At 68.8% G+C, this 19,727-nt stretch carries 17 protein-coding genes and 1 tRNA gene; 7 read left to right on the top strand and 11 right to left on the bottom strand.

Annotated elements, in window-relative coordinates; all coding sequences use genetic code 11:
- Both glmS and glmU read right to left on the bottom strand, forming a co-directional pair.
- Complete coding sequence (gene glmS / locus EBE87_RS23625) at positions 1 to 1,824, bottom strand: glutamine--fructose-6-phosphate transaminase (isomerizing) (RefSeq protein ID WP_120639311.1); 1,824 nt, start codon at positions 1,822 to 1,824, stop codon at positions 1 to 3.
- The gene (gene glmU / locus EBE87_RS23620; protein ID WP_120639312.1) at positions 1,824 to 3,158 is read right to left on the bottom strand and encodes a bifunctional UDP-N-acetylglucosamine diphosphorylase/glucosamine-1-phosphate N-acetyltransferase GlmU; all 1,335 of its coding nucleotides are present in this window, start codon (positions 3,156 to 3,158) and stop codon (positions 1,824 to 1,826) included. Before glmU ends, glmS begins: the two co-directional genes overlap by 1 nt.
- 89 nt (positions 3,159 to 3,247) lie before the next feature.
- Between glmU and gph the strand changes: the two genes are divergently transcribed.
- Positions 3,248 to 3,910, top strand: a complete 663-nt coding sequence (gene gph / locus EBE87_RS23615) for a phosphoglycolate phosphatase (RefSeq protein WP_120639313.1) — start codon at positions 3,248 to 3,250, stop codon at positions 3,908 to 3,910.
- On the opposite strand, the gene EBE87_RS23610 is transcribed toward gph, so the two are convergent.
- On the bottom strand, positions 3,808 to 4,668 hold the full coding sequence (locus tag EBE87_RS23610) for a DUF3108 domain-containing protein (protein ID WP_120639314.1): 861 nt from the start codon (positions 4,666 to 4,668) through the stop codon (positions 3,808 to 3,810). The two genes, gph and EBE87_RS23610, sit on opposite strands and share 103 nt — an antisense overlap.
- A 102-nt stretch (positions 4,669 to 4,770) precedes the next feature.
- Here EBE87_RS23610 and EBE87_RS23605 point away from each other — a divergent pair.
- A tRNA-Val gene (locus EBE87_RS23605) sits at positions 4,771 to 4,845 on the top strand.
- A gap of 116 nt (positions 4,846 to 4,961) precedes the next feature.
- Here the strand turns inward: EBE87_RS23605 and EBE87_RS23600 are convergent.
- Complete coding sequence (locus EBE87_RS23600) at positions 4,962 to 5,489, bottom strand: EF-hand domain-containing protein (RefSeq protein ID WP_120639315.1); 528 nt, start codon at positions 5,487 to 5,489, stop codon at positions 4,962 to 4,964.
- A gap of 176 nt (positions 5,490 to 5,665) precedes the next feature.
- Complete coding sequence (locus EBE87_RS23595; protein WP_122140194.1) at positions 5,666 to 6,940, bottom strand: D-alanyl-D-alanine carboxypeptidase family protein; 1,275 nt, start codon at positions 6,938 to 6,940, stop codon at positions 5,666 to 5,668.
- A gap of 357 nt (positions 6,941 to 7,297) precedes the next feature.
- Here EBE87_RS23595 and EBE87_RS23590 point away from each other — a divergent pair, with 357 nt between their 5' ends.
- The 3 genes from EBE87_RS23590 (at position 7,298) to clpA (ending at position 11,118) form a co-directional block, all read left to right on the top strand.
- Positions 7,298 to 7,858 carry a phasin family protein gene (locus EBE87_RS23590; RefSeq protein ID WP_120639790.1) on the top strand — a complete coding sequence of 187 codons (561 nt, stop codon included), beginning with the start codon at positions 7,298 to 7,300 and terminating at the stop codon, positions 7,856 to 7,858.
- 282 nt (positions 7,859 to 8,140) lie between these two features.
- Positions 8,141 to 8,587 (top strand): ATP-dependent Clp protease adapter ClpS, encoded by a 447-nt coding sequence (clpS, locus tag EBE87_RS23585; RefSeq protein ID WP_120639789.1) that lies wholly within the window; start codon positions 8,141 to 8,143, stop codon positions 8,585 to 8,587.
- A gap of 182 nt (positions 8,588 to 8,769) precedes the next feature.
- Positions 8,770 to 11,118, top strand: coding sequence for an ATP-dependent Clp protease ATP-binding subunit ClpA (gene clpA / locus EBE87_RS23580; protein ID WP_120639788.1), 2,349 nt, complete (start codon positions 8,770 to 8,772; stop codon positions 11,116 to 11,118).
- Positions 11,119 to 11,193: 75 nt separating this feature from the next.
- On the opposite strand, the gene EBE87_RS23575 is transcribed toward clpA, so the two are convergent.
- Positions 11,194 to 12,765, bottom strand: coding sequence for a sensor histidine kinase (locus EBE87_RS23575; protein ID WP_120639787.1), 1,572 nt, complete (start codon positions 12,763 to 12,765; stop codon positions 11,194 to 11,196).
- A gap of 303 nt (positions 12,766 to 13,068) precedes the next feature.
- Between EBE87_RS23575 and greB the strand changes: the two genes are divergently transcribed.
- Complete coding sequence (gene greB, locus EBE87_RS23570; RefSeq protein ID WP_120639786.1) at positions 13,069 to 13,617, top strand: transcription elongation factor GreB; 549 nt, start codon at positions 13,069 to 13,071, stop codon at positions 13,615 to 13,617.
- Here the strand turns inward: greB and EBE87_RS23565 are convergent.
- The 4 genes from EBE87_RS23565 to EBE87_RS23550 form a co-directional block, all read right to left on the bottom strand.
- Positions 13,606 to 14,889, bottom strand: a complete 1,284-nt coding sequence (locus tag EBE87_RS23565; protein WP_120639785.1) for a M20/M25/M40 family metallo-hydrolase — start codon at positions 14,887 to 14,889, stop codon at positions 13,606 to 13,608. The genes greB and EBE87_RS23565 overlap by 12 nt on opposite strands.
- A gap of 62 nt (positions 14,890 to 14,951) precedes the next feature.
- On the bottom strand, positions 14,952 to 15,761 hold the full coding sequence (locus tag EBE87_RS23560; protein WP_120639784.1) for an aspartate dehydrogenase: 810 nt from the start codon (positions 15,759 to 15,761) through the stop codon (positions 14,952 to 14,954).
- Positions 15,762 to 15,813: 52 nt separating this feature from the next.
- Positions 15,814 to 16,128 carry a hypothetical protein gene (locus EBE87_RS23555; protein WP_120639783.1) on the bottom strand — a complete coding sequence of 105 codons (315 nt, stop codon included), beginning with the start codon at positions 16,126 to 16,128 and terminating at the stop codon, positions 15,814 to 15,816.
- A 2-nt stretch (positions 16,129 to 16,130) separates the two neighbouring features.
- Positions 16,131 to 17,945 (bottom strand): ATP-binding cassette domain-containing protein, encoded by a 1,815-nt coding sequence (locus EBE87_RS23550; RefSeq protein ID WP_120639782.1) that lies wholly within the window; start codon positions 17,943 to 17,945, stop codon positions 16,131 to 16,133.
- A gap of 106 nt (positions 17,946 to 18,051) precedes the next feature.
- On the opposite strand from EBE87_RS23550, the gene EBE87_RS23545 reads away from it, so the two are divergent.
- Entirely contained in the window at positions 18,052 to 19,158 is a 1,107-nt protein-coding gene (locus EBE87_RS23545; RefSeq protein WP_120639781.1) for an NAD(P)/FAD-dependent oxidoreductase, read from the top strand.
- 3 nt (positions 19,159 to 19,161) lie between these two features.
- Here the strand turns inward: EBE87_RS23545 and EBE87_RS23540 are convergent, their stop codons facing one another.
- A complete protein-coding gene (locus tag EBE87_RS23540) occupies positions 19,162 to 19,371 on the bottom strand; it encodes a hypothetical protein (RefSeq protein ID WP_120639780.1) in 210 nt (69 codons plus the stop codon).
- Positions 19,372 to 19,727 lie beyond the last annotated feature (356 nt).

The raw sequence follows: 19,727 nt of genomic DNA, 5'->3' as shown, positions 1-19,727 counted from the left end.
TTATTCGACGGTGACAGCCTTGGCGAGATTGCGGGGCTGGTCCACGTCCGTGCCCTTCATGACCGCGACATGATAGGCCAGCAGCTGCACCGGAATGGCATGCAGGATGGGCGCCACGAAGGGGTCCACCGTCGGCAGCACCACCACGCGCTCGGCGAAGCGGCGCAGGGCCGGCGCGCCCTCGGCATCGGTGAAGGCCATGATGCGGCCGCCGCGCGCCGCCGCTTCCTGCAGGTTGGAAGCTGTCTTCTCAAACAGCGGGCCGGAGGGGCAGAGGGCGATCACCGGCACCGCTGGGTCGATCAGCGCGATGGGGCCGTGCTTCATCTCGCCGGCGGCATAGCCCTCGGCATGGATGTAGCTCAGTTCCTTCAGCTTCAGCGCGCCTTCCAGCGCGATCGGGTACAGGCTGCCACGGCCCAGGAAGAGCACGTCCCGCGCGGCGACCACTTCCTTCGCCAGGTCCATGATCTCGTCATTGCTCTCCAGCAGCGTCGCGGCATGGCCGGGCACTTCCAGCAGGGCGGCGGTCAGGCGCGCCTCGTCCTCGGCCGAGAGCACGCCACGGGCGCGGCCGAAGCCCAGCGCCAGGCAGGCCAGCACCGCCAACTGCGCCGTGAAGGCCTTGGTGGAGGCCACGCCGATCTCCGGCCCCGCCACCGTCAGCACGGCGCCGTCGCTTTCGCGCGCCATGCTGCTCTCGTCCACATTGACGATGGAGAGCACGGATTGCTTGAGCTGCCGCAGCAGGCGCAGCGCCGCCAGCGTATCCGCCGTCTCGCCGGACTGGCTGACCAGGATCGCGGCGCCACCTTCCGGCAGCACCGGGTCGCGGTAGCGCAGCTCGCTGGCGATGTCGGAATCCACCGGGATACGCGCCACCTGCTCCAGCCAGTAGCGCCCGACCTGCGCCGCCAGATAGGCGGAGCCGCAGGCGGAGAGCGTCAGGCGCGGCACGGTGGCCGGGTCGAAAGGCAGCGCCGGCAAGGCGGCGGCGCGGCTGGCGGGGTCGATATACTGACGCAGCGTGTCGCCCAGCACGACCGGGTGCTCATGGAGTTCCTTTTCCATGAAGTGCCGGTAGTTGCCCTTGCCCACGGCGGCGCCGGAAAAGGCGGTCAGCTTGATCTGCCGCTGCACCGGCCGGTCCTCGGCATCGAAGAAATCGGCGCCGCCGGCGGTGACGACGGCCCAGTCGCCTTCTTCCATATAGGCGATGCGCCGCGTCAGCGGGGAGAGCGCCAGGGCGTCGGAGCCGACGAACATCTCCTCCTCGCCATAACCCACGGCGAGCGGGCTGCCGCGGCGGGCGGCGATCATCTTGCTGCCATGGCCGGCGAAGATCATCGCGAGGCCGAAGGCGCCGTTCAGCCGCTTCAGCGTGGCCGAGGTCGCATCCTCCGGCGAGGCGCCGGTGGCCAGATGGTGGTCCATCAGCTTGGCGACGGTCTCGGTATCCGTCTCGGTCTCGAAGACCACGCCCTCGGCCTCAAGCTCGGCGCGCAGCTCGGCATGGTTCTCGATGATGCCGTTATGCACGACGGAGACACGGGTGGTGCCGTGCGGGTGCGCGTTGCGCTCGGTCGGCGCGCCATGGGTGGCCCAGCGGGTATGGCCGATGCCGGTGGTGCCGGGCAGCGGGCTGCGCTCCAGCACGCCGGCGAGGTTCACCAGCTTGCCCTCTGCGCGGCGGCGCTCGATATGGCCATTCACCAGCGTGGCGATGCCGGCGCTGTCATAGCCCCGGTATTCCAGCCGCCGCAGGCCTTCCAGCAGACGCGGGGCGGCATCCTCACGCCCCACAACACCGACGATGCCGCACATCAGTTTTTCTTCCCTGCCTGCCGTTGCGCGCGGAAAGCCGCCGCCGCGCCGGGTTTTTCCGACTGCCTTGCCCGGCCAAAGGCCATGGCATCCGGCGTCACATCCGCCGTGATGACGGAACCAGCGGCGGTGAAGGCGCCATCGCCCACCGTGACCGGCGCCACCAGCACGCTGTCCGAGCCGATGAAAACCCCCTCCCCGATCCGGGTGCGGGACTTCACGAAGCCATCGTAGTTGCAGGTGATGGTGCCGGCGCCGATGTTGGATTTCGCGCCGATATCCGCATCACCCAGGTAGCTGAGGTGGTTGGCCTTGGCCCCTGCCCCCAGCACCGTGTTCTTGAGCTCGACGAAATTGCCGACATGCGCGGCGGGGCCGATGTCGCTGCCCGGCCGCAGCCGCGCATAGGGGCCGACGATCGCGCCCGCGCGCACCACGCAGCCCTCCAGGTGGCTGAAGGCGCGGATGGTGGCGCCATCCTCCACCCGCACGCCGGGGCCGAAGACCACATGCGGCTCCACCGTCACGTCCTGGCCCAGCACGGTGTCGTGGCTGAAGACGACGCTCTCCGGCAGGGTCAGGGTCGCGCCGCCCATCATGGCGGCCAGGCGCAGGCGAGCCTGCACCTCGGCCTCGGCCTCGGCCAGCTCGGCGCGGCTGTTGATGCCGCGCAGCTCGGCCTCCGGCGCCTCCACCGCGCGGACGCGGATGCCGTCATTCACCGCCAGGGGCACGATGTCGGGCAGGTAGTATTCGCCGGCGCGATTGTCATTGCGCACGCCGCGCAGCCAGCGGAACAGGTCGCCCGCCGGGGCGCAGAGCACGCCGGCATTGCACAGGGTGATGCCGCGCTCGGCCTCCGTGGCATCGGCATATTCGACGACGCGCGTCACATCGCCGGCGGCATCCTGCACCACGCGGCCATAGCGGTTCTCCCCGGCGGGGCGCAGGGCCAGCAAGGCCAGCCCGGCTTCCTCCCGCACGGCACGCAGGCGCTTCAGCGTGTCCTGCGTGATCAGCGGGTTGTCAGCATAGAGCACCGCCACGTCGCCCTCGAAGCCTTCCAGCAGCGGCGCCGCCTGAAGCGCGGCATGGCCGGTGCCGAGGCGCTCGGCCTGCACCACGGTGGGATGCGGCGCGGCGGCACGCTCCAGCGTCGGCATGTCGGGCCCGACCACCACGACGATCCGGTCGAACACGCCCTCGCAGGCCGCGATCAGGTGGTTGAGCATGGGGCGGCCCGCCAGCGCATGCGTGGCCTTGGGCTGCTTGGATCGCATGCGGGTGCCGAGACCTGCAGCGAGGAGAATGGCGGCGGCTTGCATGCCGTCCATCTGCCCATAGCTTGGGCTTACGGCAAGGCCCTCGTCTGGCACATCGGCGTCACTTCGCGTTGCCGGGCGAAACATGGCATGTCCATGTCATGCAACCGACCGCCGTATTCGACCTCGACGGCACGCTGGTGGACAGCGTGCCCGATATCCATGCCGCCCTGAACCGCCTGATGGCGGCCCATGGCGAGCCCCCCTTCACCCTGCAAGAAGTCGTGGGTTTCATCGGCGACGGGGTGCCGACGCTGCTGGCCCGCGCCTTCGGCGCCCGTGGCCGCGAGCCCGACCCCGCCGCCCTGCCGGGCTTCCTTCTGGATTACGAAGCCACAGCCGCCCAGCATACCCGTCCCTTCGAAGGCATCCCGGCGGTGCTGGAGGCCTTGAAGGCCGCCGGCTGGCGCATGGCCGTCTGCACCAACAAGCCGGTGGCGGCGGCGCATGTGGTGCTGGAGGCGCTGGACCTGTCCCGCTTCTTTGCGGCAGTGGGCGGCGGCGACAGCTTCCCGGTGCGCAAACCCGACCCCGCCCATCTGCTGGCGACGCTCCAGGCCGCCGGTGGCGACCCTACCTGCGCCGTGATGATCGGCGACCATCATAATGACATCGCCGCCGCGCGCGGCGCCGGCGTGGCGCCGGTTTTTGTCGCCTGGGGCTATGGGCCTCTGGCCGCCGCCGATGGCGCCCCGGTCGCGGCCCGCCCGTCCGAACTGCCGGCGCTGCTGGCCGCCGCCGCTGGCCCCACTTCCATCAGGTAAATCGAGAGAGCCCCGAGCCAGCGGCTGGGGATCTCCAGCCGCACCGGGATTGGGACATCCCCCGGGCGGGGCGGCGCCAGCCAGGCGGTGCCCTCCTGCGGCTCCCGCGCCCGCTCCCCATTGTCGCTGCGCCGGAAGCCGGCGATCTGCCGGCCTGTGAAGGCGCAGCGCGTCGCCTCCCCATGCCAGGCCGTGCTCCATGGAAAGAGGCGGTCGCGGCCGGCGGTGCGCGTCTGCATCTCCACCCGCCGCGCGCCGTCATAGACCGAGGCGCGGCCATCGCAGCGCCCGGTCTCGGCCACCAGGCGGATCAGCTGCGCCGTGGCGGAAAGCTGGTCGATGGTGTCGCGCGTCATCTCCAACGGCACCGCCTCGCGCTCCGGGTCCTCCGCCGGCAGGCGCTGGCGCGCCACCGGCTGGCCGCCAGGGTAATCCAGCACCACCCGGCGCGGCTCGCCCCGCCAGGCGCCATCCAGCACATAGCGACCGGGGCGGGCCTCACCGCTCGCCAGGCGCCCTTCCGACAATGCGCTGAAGCGGGCGCTGCCGAAGATCCGCGCCACGCCCGTGCTGCGCCAGTCGGCGCGGATGGCGTAGCGGCCGGGCGTGTCGAAATCGAAGACCGCCTCCACCTGCATGATCTGCACGCCTCCGCCCCGCACGCTGTAGACGGCCCGCAAGGGCTCGGCCACGGCAGGGGTTGCGAGGGCGGCCAGCGGGATGGCGAGCAAGGCGATGGCGCGGTGCATACGGGGCATATAGGGGTGGCCTCGGATTACAAAAGAACACGCAATCGAAACAAGCGTGAGGGCCGCTTGACAGGTCTCTGCCTACGCCGTATTTCCCGCGCCGTCCCCGATGGGCGCGTAGCTCAGCGGTAGAGCATTCGCTTCACACGCGAAGGGTCACAGGTTCAATCCCTGTCGCGCCCACCATCGGGGACTTTCCAAACATCCTTATATAGTATCCCGGCATATAGTATCCCGGCCCGCACCGGCGCCTTGCCGCGTGTTCGGTTCGCCCGGGAGGCCGCACTTCCGGGACAATCCGTTCAGAGCGGGCGGGTCTCCCCCCGCGCCGGCCCTCGCTGCTGGCTGCGCGGGCCGCGCTGGCCAGGCAGTTCATTCTTCTCCAGCACATTATCGCCGTTGGCATCGGCGCCGCGGAACAGCGCGGCGGCCATGGGGCGCAGCTCATCCATCGTGATGCGGCCATCACGGTTGGCATCCGCCATGCGGAAGAAGCGCGCCTGCCGCTCCATCATCCGGCGCTGCGCTTCCGGCGGCGGCTGCCGCCGCTGCTGCCCCTCCGGGCCAGGGCGATAGGTGGCGATCTGGGAGCGCACGAAGCTGCTGAGCTCCTCGGGCGTCATCCCGCCATCACGGTTCGTATCGGCTTCCGTGAAGCGGGCGGCAAGGAAATCCATCGCCTCTGGCTCGGTCACCCGGCCGTCGCGATTGGCATCGGCCTGATCAAAGATGCGTGCCGGGAGAGAGCCGGGGCCGCGCTGCGCCAGCGCCGGCAGGGCGGTGGCGGCCAGCGCCACACCCAGGAAGCCGAAAGCGAGACTGCGTTTCATGAGGTCTTTCCCGTCCTATGCGGCAGCCGGAAGCTGCCTGCGGGAAAGATGGTGACCCGATGTAACGGGCGCATGACCCCCGGCGCGGCCAGGGTGAGAAAGTGTTGAGAAAGTGTGACGCCTTCCTCAGCGGCGGAGCGGGGGCTTGAGCCCCTGCCCCGCCGGTAGTCCGGTAGTCAGCGCTGACCCGGCTTTCTGGGCGGGGCGGCACGGGGGGCCGTCCGCAGCACGCGGGGCGCGGCGGCGCGGACCGGACCGCCATCGCCCTGCTCCACCACCGGGCGGGCCCGGCGGGCCGGCGCGGCGGCAATGGTGGTGCGTCCACGGGCCGGCTGCGGCCGTGCGGCGGCGGGGCGCACGGCCCCCACCCGCGCCGGAGGCACGGCGGCACGCGCCGGCGCGGCCACGGTGGCGGAAACCAGCCGCGCGCGGCCGCCGCGCAGGGTCACCGGCGCCGCCTCGGCCCGCGCCATCAGCGAGACCCCGCGGTTGCGGCGGCTCGCGACAGCGGCGGTGGTGCCGGCCGCCACGGCGGCGGCGGCCACGGCCGCGCGGCCATTGTTGCTGGCCATCAGCACCCGACCGGTGCCATCGACACCCATCTGGCTGAAGCCCCGGTCCAGCAGCGAGGCGGCCTGGCGGTCCCGCTCAGTCCAGGAACTGCCGCCGAAGACGGAGACGATCAGCCGCACGTTCTCGCGCCGGGCGCTGGTGACGATGTTGAAGCCGGAGGCATCGACATAGCCCGTCTTCAGGCCATCGGCGCCTTCATAGCTGTCCAGCATGCGGTTGTGGCTGCGCAGGCTGATGGAGCCGACGCGTACTTCCCGGGTGCCGAAATAATGGTAGCGCTCGGGGAAATCCTGCTGCAGCCGGCGGCCCAGCGTGGCCATGTCGCGTGCCGTGCTCACCTGCTCCACATCCGGCAGGCCGGAAGCGTTGCGGAAGGTGGTGCGGCTCATGCCGATGGCGCGGGCCCGCAGCGTCATCATCTGGGCGAAGCGGAATTCGTCCCCGCCGCCCAGCGTCTCGCCCAGCAGGGAGGCGACGTCATTGGCCGATTTGGTGACCAGCGCGTAGATCGCCTGCTCCACCGTGATGGCGCGGCCCACCGGGATGCCCAGCTTGGAAGGCGGCTTGCTGGCGGCCGTGGGGCTCATGACCAGCGGCGTGTCGAGGCTGATATGCCCGGCGCGGATCGCGTCGAAGAGCATGTACAGCGTCATCATCTTGGTGAGCGAGGCCGGGTGGCGAAGCTCGTCCGGATTGTCGGCGATCAGCAGGTTGCCGGTGCGCGGCTCCATCACCACCGCCGAATATCTTGCGCTGCCGATCTGCGCAGAGGCCGCGCTGGGCAGCACCCCCAGCAGCAGCGCCGCACCGGCAATGCCGGCCAGCCGGCCGCGCGCCAAGCCGCGCGCGACCTTCCCCATGGCCCCAACGAGATTCATAGAACCCGGTTCCCCCAACGAATCCAACGTCCCACCCCCCAGTGGAACAGGGCGCAACCATAACGATGGGTGGATGATCCTGTCACCCTGAACTGAACGGGAACAGGTTGGACGAGCAATAGGTTAGGCAGCAGCCTTGAACCTCATTGCGATGCGATTTTCACGGAAGTTTCAGAACCTCGCGAAGAGGTTATGTTGCACTGCAAAATTTAGCTAGACTTGCGTAACGTCCGTCTTCATAAGCCACTTCGCTGCGACGCAACATAGCGCTCGCGGTGGCGTGATTGAGAGCCTGTCGGCGGGATTTCTTCGGCATCCTCCGGCAGCGGCCATTCTTCAGATGAGGACAAGACCCACATGGCAGGCACGACGAATGTGACCAAGCTGACGGGCGGCGCCAAGGCAGGTGCCACGAAACTCATCGGGCAGGTGGCACGCAAGGTAGCCGAGGAGAATGCGGCGCAGGTTGAGAAAGTGCTCGAAACCAGCCCGGCACAGACCCACACGGCTTTGGAGACGACCCCCCCTATGGACCAGATGACCCAGGCTTCCGAGAACTTCACCAAGGGCACGGAAGACGCGATCGAGTTCGGCCGCGGCAATGTTGAAGCCTTTACCAAGGCGACCCAGACCTATATGGCCGGCCTGCAGGACCTCAGCCGCCAGGCCTTTGCCCTGTACCAGGGCATGGGTGAGCAGGCTGTCGAGAACGCCCGCGCCCTGACCTCCGTCAAGTCGCTCCGCGAGGCGGCCGAGCTGAACACCACCTTCCTGCGCACCGCCGTGGAGAAGTCCGTCAGCGAGACCGCCCGCCTGAACGAGGCCGCCTTCAAGCTGGCCGAGCAGTCCGCCGCCCCGCTGGCCGCCCGCTGGACGATGGCGCTGGAGAAGATGACCAAGGCTGCCCCGCGCATCTGAGGCGGCGGCCGGAGTTCTCCGGTCCCCTTGGCTATCCAGAAAGCCCGGCCCCGCCATGCGCGAGGCCGGGCTTTTTTCTTTCCAGCCCCCTTCCCATCTTCACTAAGTCGTCGGTGCCGATGAGAAATCTGTTTTTCTTGGCCTTTGAGAGCGCTCTGCCCTTCACCTGGCCCGGTTGCCTTCGTTATCGTGTTGTGGAGGGCCGCCCCCCGGCGCCACCCTCGGGATGGAAAGACGGCTGATTTTGGCGAAGCGCGTAACCGGCAGGCTGGCGGAAGCAGGATGACCGATCAGGACAAGCGCCAGGTCCGGTATCGGAGCGGACCGGAGCGAAACCCATATCATAAGGGACCGGCCCTGGCCGGCCCGGACCCGGACTCGCCCGGCGGGGGCAATGGCGTCGATGCCCCGCCCGGCGGTGGCAATGGCGAAGGCACCAATACCGGCGTGGTGGTCAAGGCGCGTCCCAAGACGCGCAAGCCCGCCATGTACAAGGTGCTGATGCTGAACGACGACTACACGCCGATGGAATTCGTCGTGCATGTGCTGGAGCGCTTCTTCCAGAAGAACCGGGAAGAAGCCACGCGCATCATGCTGCATGTCCACCGGCGCGGCGTCGGTGTCTGCGGCGTCTTCACCTATGAGGTCGCCGAAACCAAGGTTACGCAGGTGATGGATCTGGCGCGCCAGAACCAGCACCCGCTCCAATGCACTATCGAGAAGGAATAAGCCGGGTAAGAGTTCCCGGTTTGTAACCGATCGAAACTTATCCCCTGGAAATCTGACTTTGGGGTCGTGAAAGTAAGATTGCGGAACCACATCAGAGTTATCTTCCGGGTATCTTAGTTCCTGACACATGCGGTCCCGGCGGCGAGGTCGCCGGCGCCGTATCCTAGAAGGGGAGCGTCAACATGCTGTCCCGCAACCTTGAGCAGACGCTCCATCGTGCGCTGGCCCTCGCCAACGACCGCCGGCACGAATACGCCACGCTCGAACACCTTCTCCTCGCCCTTGTGGACGACACCGACGCCGCCACCGTGCTGCGCGCCTGCGGCGTCGACCAGGACAAGCTGAAGCGCGATCTGGCCGAGTTCCTGGACAAGGACCTGGCCGGCCTCGTCACCGAACGCACGGGCGACCCGAAGCCGACAGCCGGCTTCCAGCGCGTGGTTCAACGGGCCGCCATCCATGTGCAGTCCTCGGGCCGTGACGAGGTGTCGGGGGCCAATGTCCTCGTCGCCCTGTTCAGCGAGCGCGAGAGCCATGCTGTCTATTTCCTGCAGCTGCAGGACATGACGCGGCTGGATGCCGTCAACTTCATCAGCCATGGCATCGCGAAGGCGCCGGGGCGTTCCACCAACCGCCCCGTCACCGGCTCGGCGCCGAACACCCCTCCGGAGGAGCCGGGCGTGGAGAAGGAGGAAAAGCCTCAGGGGCGCCGTGGTCAGGACGCATTGTCCAACTACTGCGTCAACCTGAACAAGAAGGCGCAGCAGGGAAAGATCGACCCGCTCATCGGCCGCGACAGCGAGATCGAGCGCACGATCCAGATCCTGTGCCGCCGCACCAAGAACAACCCGCTCTATGTGGGTGATCCTGGCGTGGGCAAGACCGCCATCGCCGAAGGGCTGGCCAAGCGGATCATCGAGGGCGACGTGCCCGAGGTGCTGCTGAAGTCCACCATCTTCGCGCTGGACATGGGCGCCCTGCTGGCCGGCACCCGCTATCGCGGCGACTTCGAGGAGCGGCTGAAGGCCGTGGTCAACGAGCTGGAGCAGCAGCCCGGCTCCATCCTGTTCATCGACGAGATCCACACCGTGATCGGTGCGGGTGCGACGTCCGGTGGCGCGATGGATGCCTCGAACCTGCTGAAGCCGGCCCTGGCCCAGGGCACGCTGCGCTGCGTCGGTTCCACCACCTATAAGGAATACCGCCAGCACTTCGAGAAGGACCGCGCCCTGGTCCGCCGCTTCCAGAAGATCGACGTCAACGAGCCGTCGGTCGAGGATGCGGTGAAGATCCTGACCGGCCTCAAGACCAATTACGAGAAGCACCACAAGGTCAAGTACACGCCCGAGGCCATCCGGGCGGCGGTGGAGCTGTCCTCCAAGTACATCCATGACCGGAAGCTGCCGGACAAGGCGATCGACGTGATCGACGAGGTCGGTGCTTCCCGGATGCTGCTGCCGGAGAACAAGCGCCGCAAGACCGTGACGCTGAAGGACGTGGAAGAGATCGTGGCGAAGATCGCCCGCATCCCACCCAAGTCCGTCTCGTCCGACGACAAGGAGACGCTCCGCACCCTGGAGCGCGACCTGAAGTCCATGGTCTTCGGGCAGGACAAGGCGATCGAGGCGCTGTCGGCGGCCATCAAGCTGGCGCGTGCCGGCCTGCGGGACCCGGAGAAGCCGATCGGCAACTACCTGTTCAGCGGCCCCACCGGCGTCGGCAAGACGGAGGTGGCCCGCCAGCTCGCCAAGACGCTGGGGATCGAGCTGATCCGCTTCGACATGTCCGAGTACATGGAGCGGCACAGCATCTCCCGCCTGATCGGCGCGCCGCCGGGCTATGTGGGCTTCGACCAGGGTGGGTTGCTGACCGACAGCATCGACCAGCATCCGCATGCGGTGCTGCTGCTCGATGAGATCGAGAAGGCGCATCAGGAACTCTACAACATCCTGCTGCAGGTGATGGACCACGGGAAGCTGACGGACCACAACGGCAAGACCGTCGACTTCCGCAACGTGATCCTGATCATGACCACCAATGCGGGGGCCTCCGACATGGCCAAGCCTGGCATCGGCTTCGGCAACCAGGTCCGCAAGGGCGAGGATGAGGAAGCGGTGAAGCGGCTGTTCACGCCGGAATTCCGCAACCGCCTCGACGCCGTGGTGCCCTTCGCGGCGCTGTCGGCGGAGATCGTGGGCAATGTGGTGGAGAAGTTCGTGATGCAGCTGGAAGCCCAGCTCGCGGATCGCAACGTCACCATCGAGCTGTCCTCGGCGGCCAAGGAATGGCTGGCCGAGAAGGGCTACGACCCGCTCTACGGCGCGCGGCCGCTGGCGCGGGTCATCCAGGAATACGTCAAGAAGCCGCTGGCCGAGGAACTGCTCTTCGGCAGGCTGTCGAAGGGCGGTTCGGTCAAGGTCGGCATCAAGGATGGCGAGCTGACCTTCGAGTTCCAGGAAGCCGCCCTTGCCGCCCTGCCCAAGCCCGATGGCGATGGGGAGAGCGAGAAGGAGCCCGAAGTGGTCGACTGACCACTTTCCTTCTACGGGAAAGGATCGACGGGGGCGGGAAACCGCCCCCGTTTTTTTGTGCCGGAGCCTTTTGGCTCAGGCGGCGGCGGTGGCCTTGCCTCCGCTCAGGCTGACGCCATGCGGCAGGAAGCAGACCTCGTAGTTCAGCCCCTGGCCATCGAAGCGCAGGACGGCGGAGGAACTGGGGCCCAGGTCATGCGGCAGGCCACGCTCCAGGAACCGCAGGCCGAAGCCGCGGCGCGGCGGACGAGCCGGCAAGCCGGGGCCGCCGCGTTCCTGCCAGACCAGACGCACCCGCCCATCCGGCAGCGTGTCCCAGCCCACCGACACCCGGCCGTTGTTGCCGGACAGGGCACCATAGCGCACCGCGTTCCCGGCCAGTTCGGCCAGGGCGATCACCATGGCCTGCGCCTGCGCGGCCCGCAGCGGCAGCCCCGCCGGCCCCACCACCGCCACCCGGCCGGAAGCCAGCCAGGGGGAGAGCGCGGCATGCACGGTCTGCTCCACCGTGATGCCGCTCCAGCCGCTGGCGGCGATCACTTCATGGGAGCGGGACAGCGCGCCCAGCCGGGCGCTGAAGTCGGCGGCGAAGCGGCTGGGGTCGTGCTCGGCGCCGCGCAAGGTCTGCGCCGCCAGGGATTGCACGGTGGCCAGGGTGTTCTTCACCCGGTGGTTCAGCTCGGCCATCACCTCGCCGCGCCAGGCCTCGGCGGCGGCACGGGCGGTCACGTCCATGATGACGAGGGACAGCAGGGTCGGTCCCTCCGGCGGGCACACCAATTCGGCGGCGACGGCATATTGCAGGGGCAGCCCGCCCCGGCGGGTATCGACCACAAGGTCACGGCCCTGCAGTGGCTCGCCACTGCGCTGCGACTGTTGCAGCAGCGGCAGCAGTACCGGCGCGAGGTCCGGCATCGCCTCCATGAAAGGCAGGCCGGAGGGGTCGGGGCTCACCTGCCCCACCAGCCCGATGAAGCTGTCATTGGCCTCGATGATGTGGAACTGCTCGTCCAGCAGCGCCATGCCCACCGGGGCGGCCTTGTAGAAGGCTGACACCTGCGCGGAGGCCAGGGCGGCGCGGCGGGCGTGGCGGTCGTCCTGCCGCCGCACGCGCCGCAGCCGCCAGAGCAGCATCCCGGCCCCCGCCACGACGCAGAGCAGCGCGGCCAGGGTATTCCTCCGCCAGTTCTCGCGCAGCCGCAGGCGCTCGGAACTGATCTCCCGCCGCAGGCTCAGGCTCATGTCCTGCAGGCTGAGCAGGGCGGCCTCGGCCGCGCGGGGCGGCGGCAGCGTCAGCAACGCCGCATCCATGCTGGGCGTGTTCTGGGGCAGGCCCAGGGCAGCGGCCAGGATACGGTGCTGCGGGCGGATGGCCGGCTCCGCCTCCGCCAGCAGGCGGAGGGTGGAGAGGTTGGCGCCGGCGGCGGTACCATTCTCCCCGCGCTCAGGCGCCGGAGGCTGGCGCAGCAGGCTCAACAGATCCTGCTGCGCCTGCAACCCGTTTTCCAGGCGCAGCACCCTGGCCTCGCCGGCCTCGGTCTGCACCATCTGCCGCGTCAGCAGCAGCAGGGCCAGCAGCAACAGCACCAGTGGCGCGGAGCGCCGCAGGTGGTGCCAGGACAGGGAGAAGATCGAACCGCCCCTCATGCGGCACAGCCTGGGCGGAGGCGATGCAGGAACACCCAGATCAACAGGTACGCTATCCTATGTTCCGCCATACCACGATACAAAGTCAGGGGTGCCATCCGCAGTGAGCACCGGAAGAAGGAAGGAGCACTCAGAGGATACCTGTCTCCCCTGCCCCATGGCCGGGGCAGCCAGGGCTGCAGGCATTCTCGCGGAGTTTTTCTCCATAGGTAAAGCTTAGCCGCGTTCATGCATTCCACGCGAGAGAAAGTTACTCTCATGCAAACGAGCGGGGCATCGAGTCACATGCCGGATTTACGAAAAATGACCATCGCCGACCAGGATGACGATGAGGACGAAGCACCCCGTGGCATGCCGCCAGGGACGCCCTTCTATATGACCCCCGCAGGGCACGCAGCCCTGGAGGAGGAATTGCGTCAGCTCTGGCATGGAGAGCGGCCGAAGGTCGTGGAGATCGTCTCCTGGGCCGCGAGCCTGGGCGACCGCAGCGAGAACGCGGACTACCAGTACGGCAAGCGCCGGCTGCGGGAGATCGACCGCCGGGTGCGCTTCCTGCGCAAGCGGCTGGACAATTGCCAGGTGGTGGACCCGTCAGCGCAGCCCCGGAAGGACCAGGTCTTCTTCGGCGCCACCGTCACCTATGTGCGGGAAGACGATTCGGAGGTCACCGTCACCATCGTCGGCGTCGATGAGGCCGATACGGAGCGCGGCCTCATCTCCTGGGTCTCGCCGGTGGCGCGGGCCCTGCTGCGCGCCAAGGTGGGCGATGCGGTGAAGCTGCGCCTGCCGGGCGGGGTGGAGGAGATCGAGATCCTCTCGATCTCCTACCCCGCGCCAGCCTCAGTCGGCTGAGGCGTCGGTCCCGGCCAGGGCCAGCAGCGTGCCCAGCGCGGTGGCAATGCCATGCGCGCTGGCCTTGGGCTCCACGTCGATCCACTCCTCCAGCGAATGGGCGCGGCCGCCGGCGCAGCCGGAGCCGACCGTGATCGCCGGCAGGCCCAGGCTCATGGCGATGTTGCTGTCGGTGGAGGAGGCCTCGGCGTGGAACTCATGGCCCTGGCCGGTCATCACGGCCTGGGCCAGCTTTACCACGCGGCTGTTGCTGTCGGTGACGCCGGCCGGGCGGTCGCCGATCACCTTCACCTCGACGCGCACCTTGCCGGCGCTGGTGTCGCGGGCGGCGTTCTCGTCCTCGGCCGCCTGGGGCAGGATGGCCAGGAAGCGGTTTTCCAGCGCCGCCAGCGCCTCGGGGCTGGCGGAGCGCAGGTCCACCTCCATCCACATCTCCTCCGGAATGGCGTTGATGGAGGAACCGCCGCCGATCCGCCCGATGGAGAAGGTGGTCTTGGGCTTGGCCGGCACCCGGATGCGGGAAAGCGCATCGGCCGCCCGCGCCAGGGCGAAGGCCGGGTTCACCAGCCCGAAGGCGCCGAAGGAATGCCCGCCGGGGCCACGGAAGGTGATGCGGTAGCGCTTGCTGCCCACCGCCGCCGTCACCAGCCGCGAGGGGTCCAGCCCGTCCAGCGCCATGAAGCCGGCGACCTGATCGCGGCGCGGGTCGTTCTTGAAGAAGGCCTTCACGCCGCGCAGGTCCCCTGCCCCTTCCTCGCCCACCGAGCCCATGGCCAGGATGGAGGCGCGGGTCTGGATGCCGGCGGCATCCATGGCGCGCAGCAGGCCGAGCATCACCGCCAGGCCGCGCGTGTCGTCGCCGACGCCGGGGGCGCGCAGGATGGTGCCTTCCCGCTTCACCTTCACATCGGTGCCGGCGGGAAAGACGGTGTCGAGGTGGGAGCAGAGCACGATCAGCCCGGCATCCGGGTCACTGCCCGGGCGCAGGCCGGTGACATTGCCCTCGGCGTCGATCGCCACGTCCTTCAGGCCATGCTCGCGCAGCGCCTCGGCGAAGGCCGCCGCGCGGGGTGCCTCGCCGAAGGGCGGCGAGGCGATCTCGGTCAAGCGGATGATGTCGGCGACGATGCGGTCGTGGTCGGCCACGATGGCCTCACGGGCGGCAGCGAAGCCGGGGCTGGCCAGCAGCGCCGCCGCTTCCTGCGCGGCGCCGCCGTTATCGAGGGCGGAAAGCGCGGCGCGCAGGCTGGGAGCGGCGGCGGTATCGGGCATCGGGGCAACCTTTCCAGGAAACGATGCCCCAGGGTTTCCGCCCGCCGGCGCCGCCGGTCAAGTCAGGTGCCGACCCGCAACGGCGCGCCCATCTTGCGCAGGCAGGCGATGACGGAGAGCGCGGTGATGCGCCCGGTCTTCGGGTTCTCGCTCGGAATATTCTCGATGGTCATGGAGAAGCTGGCGGAATCGGCATCCACCTCGATGCGGTGGGTATTCCGCTCCAGCGCCGGGTCGGCCCAGATCTCCAGCTGCGTACGGTCCGGCCCGATGCCGGCCAGGGACAGCGCCACCGCCACGTTCAGATTGGCCGGGAAGCCCGCCGCCGCCTGCCGCGCCGTGCCCTGGAAGATCCGCAGCGGCTCACGGATATCCTCGATGGCGATGTTGTTCTCGGCCAGGTAGGGCGCGCCCACCAGCCCGCGCACCGGCTTGCGCGTCACCATGCGCACGCTGCGGATCTCGCCCTCGGCGGCGGCCAGCACGGCATCCAGGCCCAGCAGCGCGCCGGTCGGCACGATGATGCGGCCGCCATGGGCGCGCGCCAGTTCCACCAGATGCTCCCGCCCCAGCAGGGCGCCGGCGCTGAGCACCACGGCGGCCTTGCCGGCGCGCAGGAAGGGCTCGACGATCTGCGGCAGCAGCGCGGCGGGGGCGCATTCCATCACCACATCGGCGAGCGGCTCCAGCGCATCGATGCCCACCACCGGCACGGGGCGGCGCAGGCCGGCCAGCCGCTGGGCGGCGGCGGCGGTATCGCGGGCGGAGACAGCGGCCAGGGTGCAGCCAGGGATGCCGGCATCCAGCGCCTGGGCCAGTTTCAGGCCCACGGCGCCCAGGCCGGCGATGGCGATTCTCAGTGACGTTTCCATGCCCGCAGCAGAAGGCAGGCGCCTCCGTCATGCAAGTGGCCGCGAAAGCCCCTCAGCCCCCGAACTTCGCGAAGACCTGCCGGTCCCGGTTCTCCTGCATCAGCATGGAGATGGAAGGCACCTGCGCGAAGCCGAGGCCATGCGGCGGCCCGTCCTGCTCATCCGGCGTGATCTTGGGATAGGCCTCGCCGCCCACCTTCTCCCACTTCCCGGCCGGCTTCTTCACTTCCAGATTGGCCACCGTCGCCTTCAGCACCAGGCGCACGATGGCTTCCTTGGGCGCGGAAGGCTTGGTCAGGCTGGGATGCCCGCCGATCATCTGCCAGCCATTGGCCAGCGCCCAGGCGGTCAGTTCTTCCTTGGTCATGCTCAGCCCTCCGCTTCTTCGCGCAGCATTTCCAGTTCCAGCCAGCGTTCCTCGGCCTCGGCGAGCTGCGCCTCGCTGCGGGCGAGCAGTTCGGTGGCCTTGTCGAAGCGGGCGCGGTCCCGGGCATAAAGGCCGGGATCGGCCAGGATCTCCTTCAGCTTCGCCGCCTCGGCCTCCAGCTTGCGCATCTTCGCCGGCAGCGTGTCCAGCTCGTGCTGGTCCTTGAAGCTCAGTTTCTTGCGCGCGGGCGCGGCGGCTGCGGCAGGCTTCGCGGCGGCGGGGGCCGGGGTGCTCTTGCGCGCCGCATCCTCCCGCGCCCGCACGCCATGGCCGCGCTGCGCCACCATGTCGGAATAGCCGCCGGGGTAATCCTGCCACTGCCCCTCGCCTTCCCAGGCGATCACGTCGGTAGCGACGCGGTCCAGGAAGTCACGGTCATGGCTGACCACGATCACCGTGCCGGAATATTCGGCGATCTGTTCCTGCAACAGGTCCAGCGTCTCGAGGTCCAGGTCGTTGGTCGGCTCATCCAGCACCAGCAGGTTGGAGGGCGTGGCGAAGGCGCGTGCCAGCAGCAGCCGCCCCCGCTCCCCACCCGACAGCGCCGAGACCGGCGTGCGCGCCTGCTCCGGCCCGAACAGGAAGTCCTTCATGTAGCCGATGACATGGCGCGGCTGGCCATTCACCCAGACCTGGTCGCCGCGCCCATCGGTCAGGCTCTGGGCCACGGTGGTATTGGGGTCGAGCGCGGCGCGGCGCTGGTCCAGCGTCACCATCTCCAGGTTGGTGCCGAGCTTCACCTCGCCGGAATCCGGCGCCAGGGTGCCGGTCAGCATGGACAGCAGCGTGGTCTTGCCGGCGCCATTCGGCCCGACGATGCCAACGCGGTCGCCACGGATGATGCGGGTGGAGAAATCATCCACCACCACCCGGTCGCCATAGGCCTTGCGGATATTCTCGGCGGAAATGACCAGGGTGCCGGAAGCCTCGCTCTCGGCGGCGGCCATGCGCACGCCGCCCTGGGCCGCCTTGCGCTCCCGCCGCTGCTGCCGCAGCCCGGCCAGTTCCGCCACGCGGCGGACATTGCGCTTGCGCCGGGCGGTGACGCCGTAGCGCATCCAGTGCTCTTCCCGCACGATCTGGCGGTCGAGCTTGTGCGCCTCCTGCTCCTCCTGCTCCAGCACCTCGTCGCGCCAGGCCTCGAAATGCGCGAAGCCGCGCGCCAACCGGCGGGTCACGCCACGGTCCAGCCAGACCATCTCGCGCGTCAGCTTCTCCAGGAAGCGGCGGTCATGGCTGATCAGCACCAGGGCGGAGCGCATGGAGGCGATCTCCTGCTCCAGCCATTCGATGGCGGGCAGGTCGAGGTGGTTGGTCGGCTCGTCCAGCAGCAGGATGTCGGGGCTGGGTGCCAGGGCGCGGGCTAAGGCCGCGCGGCGGGCCTCGCCGCCCGAGAGGTTCGCGGGCTTCTCCTCGCCGGTCAGGCCGAGCTGTTCCAGCAGATACTGCGCGCGGTAGGGGTCGTCCCCCGCCGTCAGGCCGGTTTCCACATAGGCCATGACATTGGCATAGGAGGAAAGGTCCGGCTCCTGCGGCAGGTAGCGCACGGTGGCGCCGGGCTGCAGGAAGCGCGTGCCGCTATCGGCCTGGGCCTCCCCCGCCGCGATCTTCAGCAGGGTGGACTTGCCGGAGCCGTTGCGGCCGATCAACGCCAGCCTTTCCCCGGGCGAGACGGAAAGCGTCGCACCACCCAGCAAAGGGGTGGTGCCGAACATCAGCCGGATATCTTGCAGCAGAAGCAGAGGGGGCGGTGCCATGCGGCGTTGCGTGGAGCGGCGGAGCGCAACCGTCAAGGGCTGATAGCGCCCGGGGTTGATGCCACGCTTCCGCCGCCGCAGACTCCCGGCCGAGGAGCTGCTGACAATGGAACAAATCGACTGCGTGGTGGTAGGCGCCGGGGTGGTGGGGCTGGCGGTGGCGCGCGCCCTGGCCCTGGCCGGGCGCGAGGTGCTGGTGCTGGAGGCCGCCGAGGGGATCGGCACCGAGACCTCCTCCCGCAACAGCGAGGTGATCCACGCCGGCATCTATTACCCCAAGGATAGCCTGATGGCCCGCTTCTGCGTGGCCGGGAAGCAGATGCTCTATGCCTATTGCGCCGAGCGCGGCGTGCCGCACCGCAATTGCGGCAAGCTGATCGTCGCCACCACCGAGGCCGAGGCCGGGCAGCTCGCCTCCATCCAGGCGCGCGCCGCCGCCAATGGCGTGCCGGACCTGCGGATGATCAGCGCCGGGGAAGCGCGGGAGATGGAGCCAGCGGTGTCCTGCACGGCGGCGCTGGTCTCGCCCTCCACCGGCATCGTCGACAGCCATTCCTATATGCTGGCGCTCCAGGGCGATGCCGAGAATGCCGGCGCCGCCCTCGCCTTCCATGCGCCCGTACTCTCCGGCCGCCTGCTGCCGGAAGGCGGCGCCGAGCTTTCGGTGGGCGGCGAGGAACCGATGGAGCTGCGCTGCTCCCTTCTCGTGAACGCTGCCGGGCTGCATGCCCCGGCCCTGGCCGCCAAGCTGGAAGGCATGCCCGCCGCGATGGTGCCGCCCACCTTCTATGCCAAGGGCAATTACTTCACCCTGGCCGGCCGCTCCCCCTTCACCCGGCTGATCTATCCGGTGCCGGTGCCGGGTGGGCTGGGGACGCATCTGACGCTGGACCTCGGCGGCCAGGCCAAATTCGGCCCGGATGTCGAATGGGTGGACCGCATCGAATACGAGGTGAACCCGGCGCGGGGCGAGAGCTTCTATGCCGCCATCCGCCGCTATTGGCCCGGCCTGCCGGATGGTGCGCTGATCCCGGGCTATTCCGGCATCCGGCCCAAGATCGTGGGCCCTGGGCAGGCGGCGCAGGACTTCGTGGTGCAGGGCCCAGCCGAGCATGGCCAGCAGGGAATGATCAACCTCTTCGGGATCGAGAGCCCGGGGCTGACCGCCTCCATGGCCCTGGCGGATTACGTGGTGGAGAAATCCGCCGCCTGACCTTCAGCGGTTGGCGGCCTTGTGGGTGCCGACATTCTCGTTCCACTCGACCGGCAGGCCGTCCCAAGTAGGGAACTGCTTGCCGGTGAACTTGCGGCGCAGATAGACGACGAAGCCATCGGCGGTGGCTTCCACATAGCCGGACTTGCCGTCTGTCAGCTTCAGGTGCTGCGCCAGGGCCTCGGCCTGTTCACGCATGTAACTGTCGCTCATGGCAGTGCTCCTTTTCCGTTTCATATGGGTCAGGGACACCTGCCCCGCAGCCCAGAACAACCGCCGCGCCCATGGCGTTTCCCCCTGGCACTGCAGCAGACGGAAGCGCCATGTCGCTTCGTTTCATACCCTGTTCCGACCGCGTCGAATCCATTCCTTCCAATGAGGAACAGACGATCGGCCGGAACTCGTGCCGGATGCCCGGACCATCGGCGAAGCTCGTGCCGCTGCCGGCATCAGGGTGCCGGCGCGCTGGCCTCGCTGAGATCCCCCGTCCCGAACCACTTGGAGCGGACGGTGCGGTAGTAGGCTTCCATGTTGTAGAGGGGCACGGGCAGCGCCAGGTCGCGGGCGGT

Origin of the sequence: Teichococcus wenyumeiae (genome assembly GCF_003696345.1) — a bacterium.
Lineage (GTDB): Bacteria > Pseudomonadota > Alphaproteobacteria > Acetobacterales > Acetobacteraceae > Pseudoroseomonas > Pseudoroseomonas wenyumeiae.
This window is presented reverse-complemented; position numbering and strand designations above follow the sequence as displayed.

What these genes read in the sequence shown, in the direction of transcription:
- gph (WP_120639313.1), top strand. Translation starts at nt 3,248, where the DNA reads ATGCAACCGACCGCCGTATTCGACCTCGACGGCACGCTGGTGGACAGC.
- EBE87_RS23610 (WP_120639314.1), bottom strand. Translation starts at nt 4,668, where the DNA reads ATGCCCCGTATGCACCGCGCCATCGCCTTGCTCGCCATCCCGCTGGCC.
- EBE87_RS23550 (WP_120639782.1), bottom strand. Translation starts at nt 17,945, where the DNA reads ATGGCACCGCCCCCTCTGCTTCTGCTGCAAGATATCCGGCTGATGTTC.
- EBE87_RS23595 (WP_122140194.1), bottom strand. Translation starts at nt 6,940, where the DNA reads ATGAATCTCGTTGGGGCCATGGGGAAGGTCGCGCGCGGCTTGGCGCGC.
- EBE87_RS23560 (WP_120639784.1), bottom strand. Translation starts at nt 15,761, where the DNA reads ATGGAAACGTCACTGAGAATCGCCATCGCCGGCCTGGGCGCCGTGGGC.
- EBE87_RS23545 (WP_120639781.1), top strand. Translation starts at nt 18,052, where the DNA reads ATGGAACAAATCGACTGCGTGGTGGTAGGCGCCGGGGTGGTGGGGCTG.
- greB (WP_120639786.1), top strand. Translation starts at nt 13,069, where the DNA reads ATGACCATCGCCGACCAGGATGACGATGAGGACGAAGCACCCCGTGGC.
- EBE87_RS23565 (WP_120639785.1), bottom strand. Translation starts at nt 14,889, where the DNA reads ATGCCCGATACCGCCGCCGCTCCCAGCCTGCGCGCCGCGCTTTCCGCC.
- glmU (WP_120639312.1), bottom strand. Translation starts at nt 3,158, where the DNA reads ATGGACGGCATGCAAGCCGCCGCCATTCTCCTCGCTGCAGGTCTCGGC.
- EBE87_RS23555 (WP_120639783.1), bottom strand. Translation starts at nt 16,128, where the DNA reads ATGACCAAGGAAGAACTGACCGCCTGGGCGCTGGCCAATGGCTGGCAG.
- EBE87_RS23600 (WP_120639315.1), bottom strand. Translation starts at nt 5,489, where the DNA reads ATGAAACGCAGTCTCGCTTTCGGCTTCCTGGGTGTGGCGCTGGCCGCC.
- EBE87_RS23540 (WP_120639780.1), bottom strand. Translation starts at nt 19,371, where the DNA reads ATGAGCGACAGTTACATGCGTGAACAGGCCGAGGCCCTGGCGCAGCAC.
- clpA (WP_120639788.1), top strand. Translation starts at nt 8,770, where the DNA reads ATGCTGTCCCGCAACCTTGAGCAGACGCTCCATCGTGCGCTGGCCCTC.
- glmS (WP_120639311.1), bottom strand. Translation starts at nt 1,824, where the DNA reads ATGTGCGGCATCGTCGGTGTTGTGGGGCGTGAGGATGCCGCCCCGCGT.
- clpS (WP_120639789.1), top strand. Translation starts at nt 8,141, where the DNA reads ATGACCGATCAGGACAAGCGCCAGGTCCGGTATCGGAGCGGACCGGAG.
- EBE87_RS23575 (WP_120639787.1), bottom strand. Translation starts at nt 12,765, where the DNA reads ATGAGGGGCGGTTCGATCTTCTCCCTGTCCTGGCACCACCTGCGGCGC.
- EBE87_RS23590 (WP_120639790.1), top strand. Translation starts at nt 7,298, where the DNA reads ATGGCAGGCACGACGAATGTGACCAAGCTGACGGGCGGCGCCAAGGCA.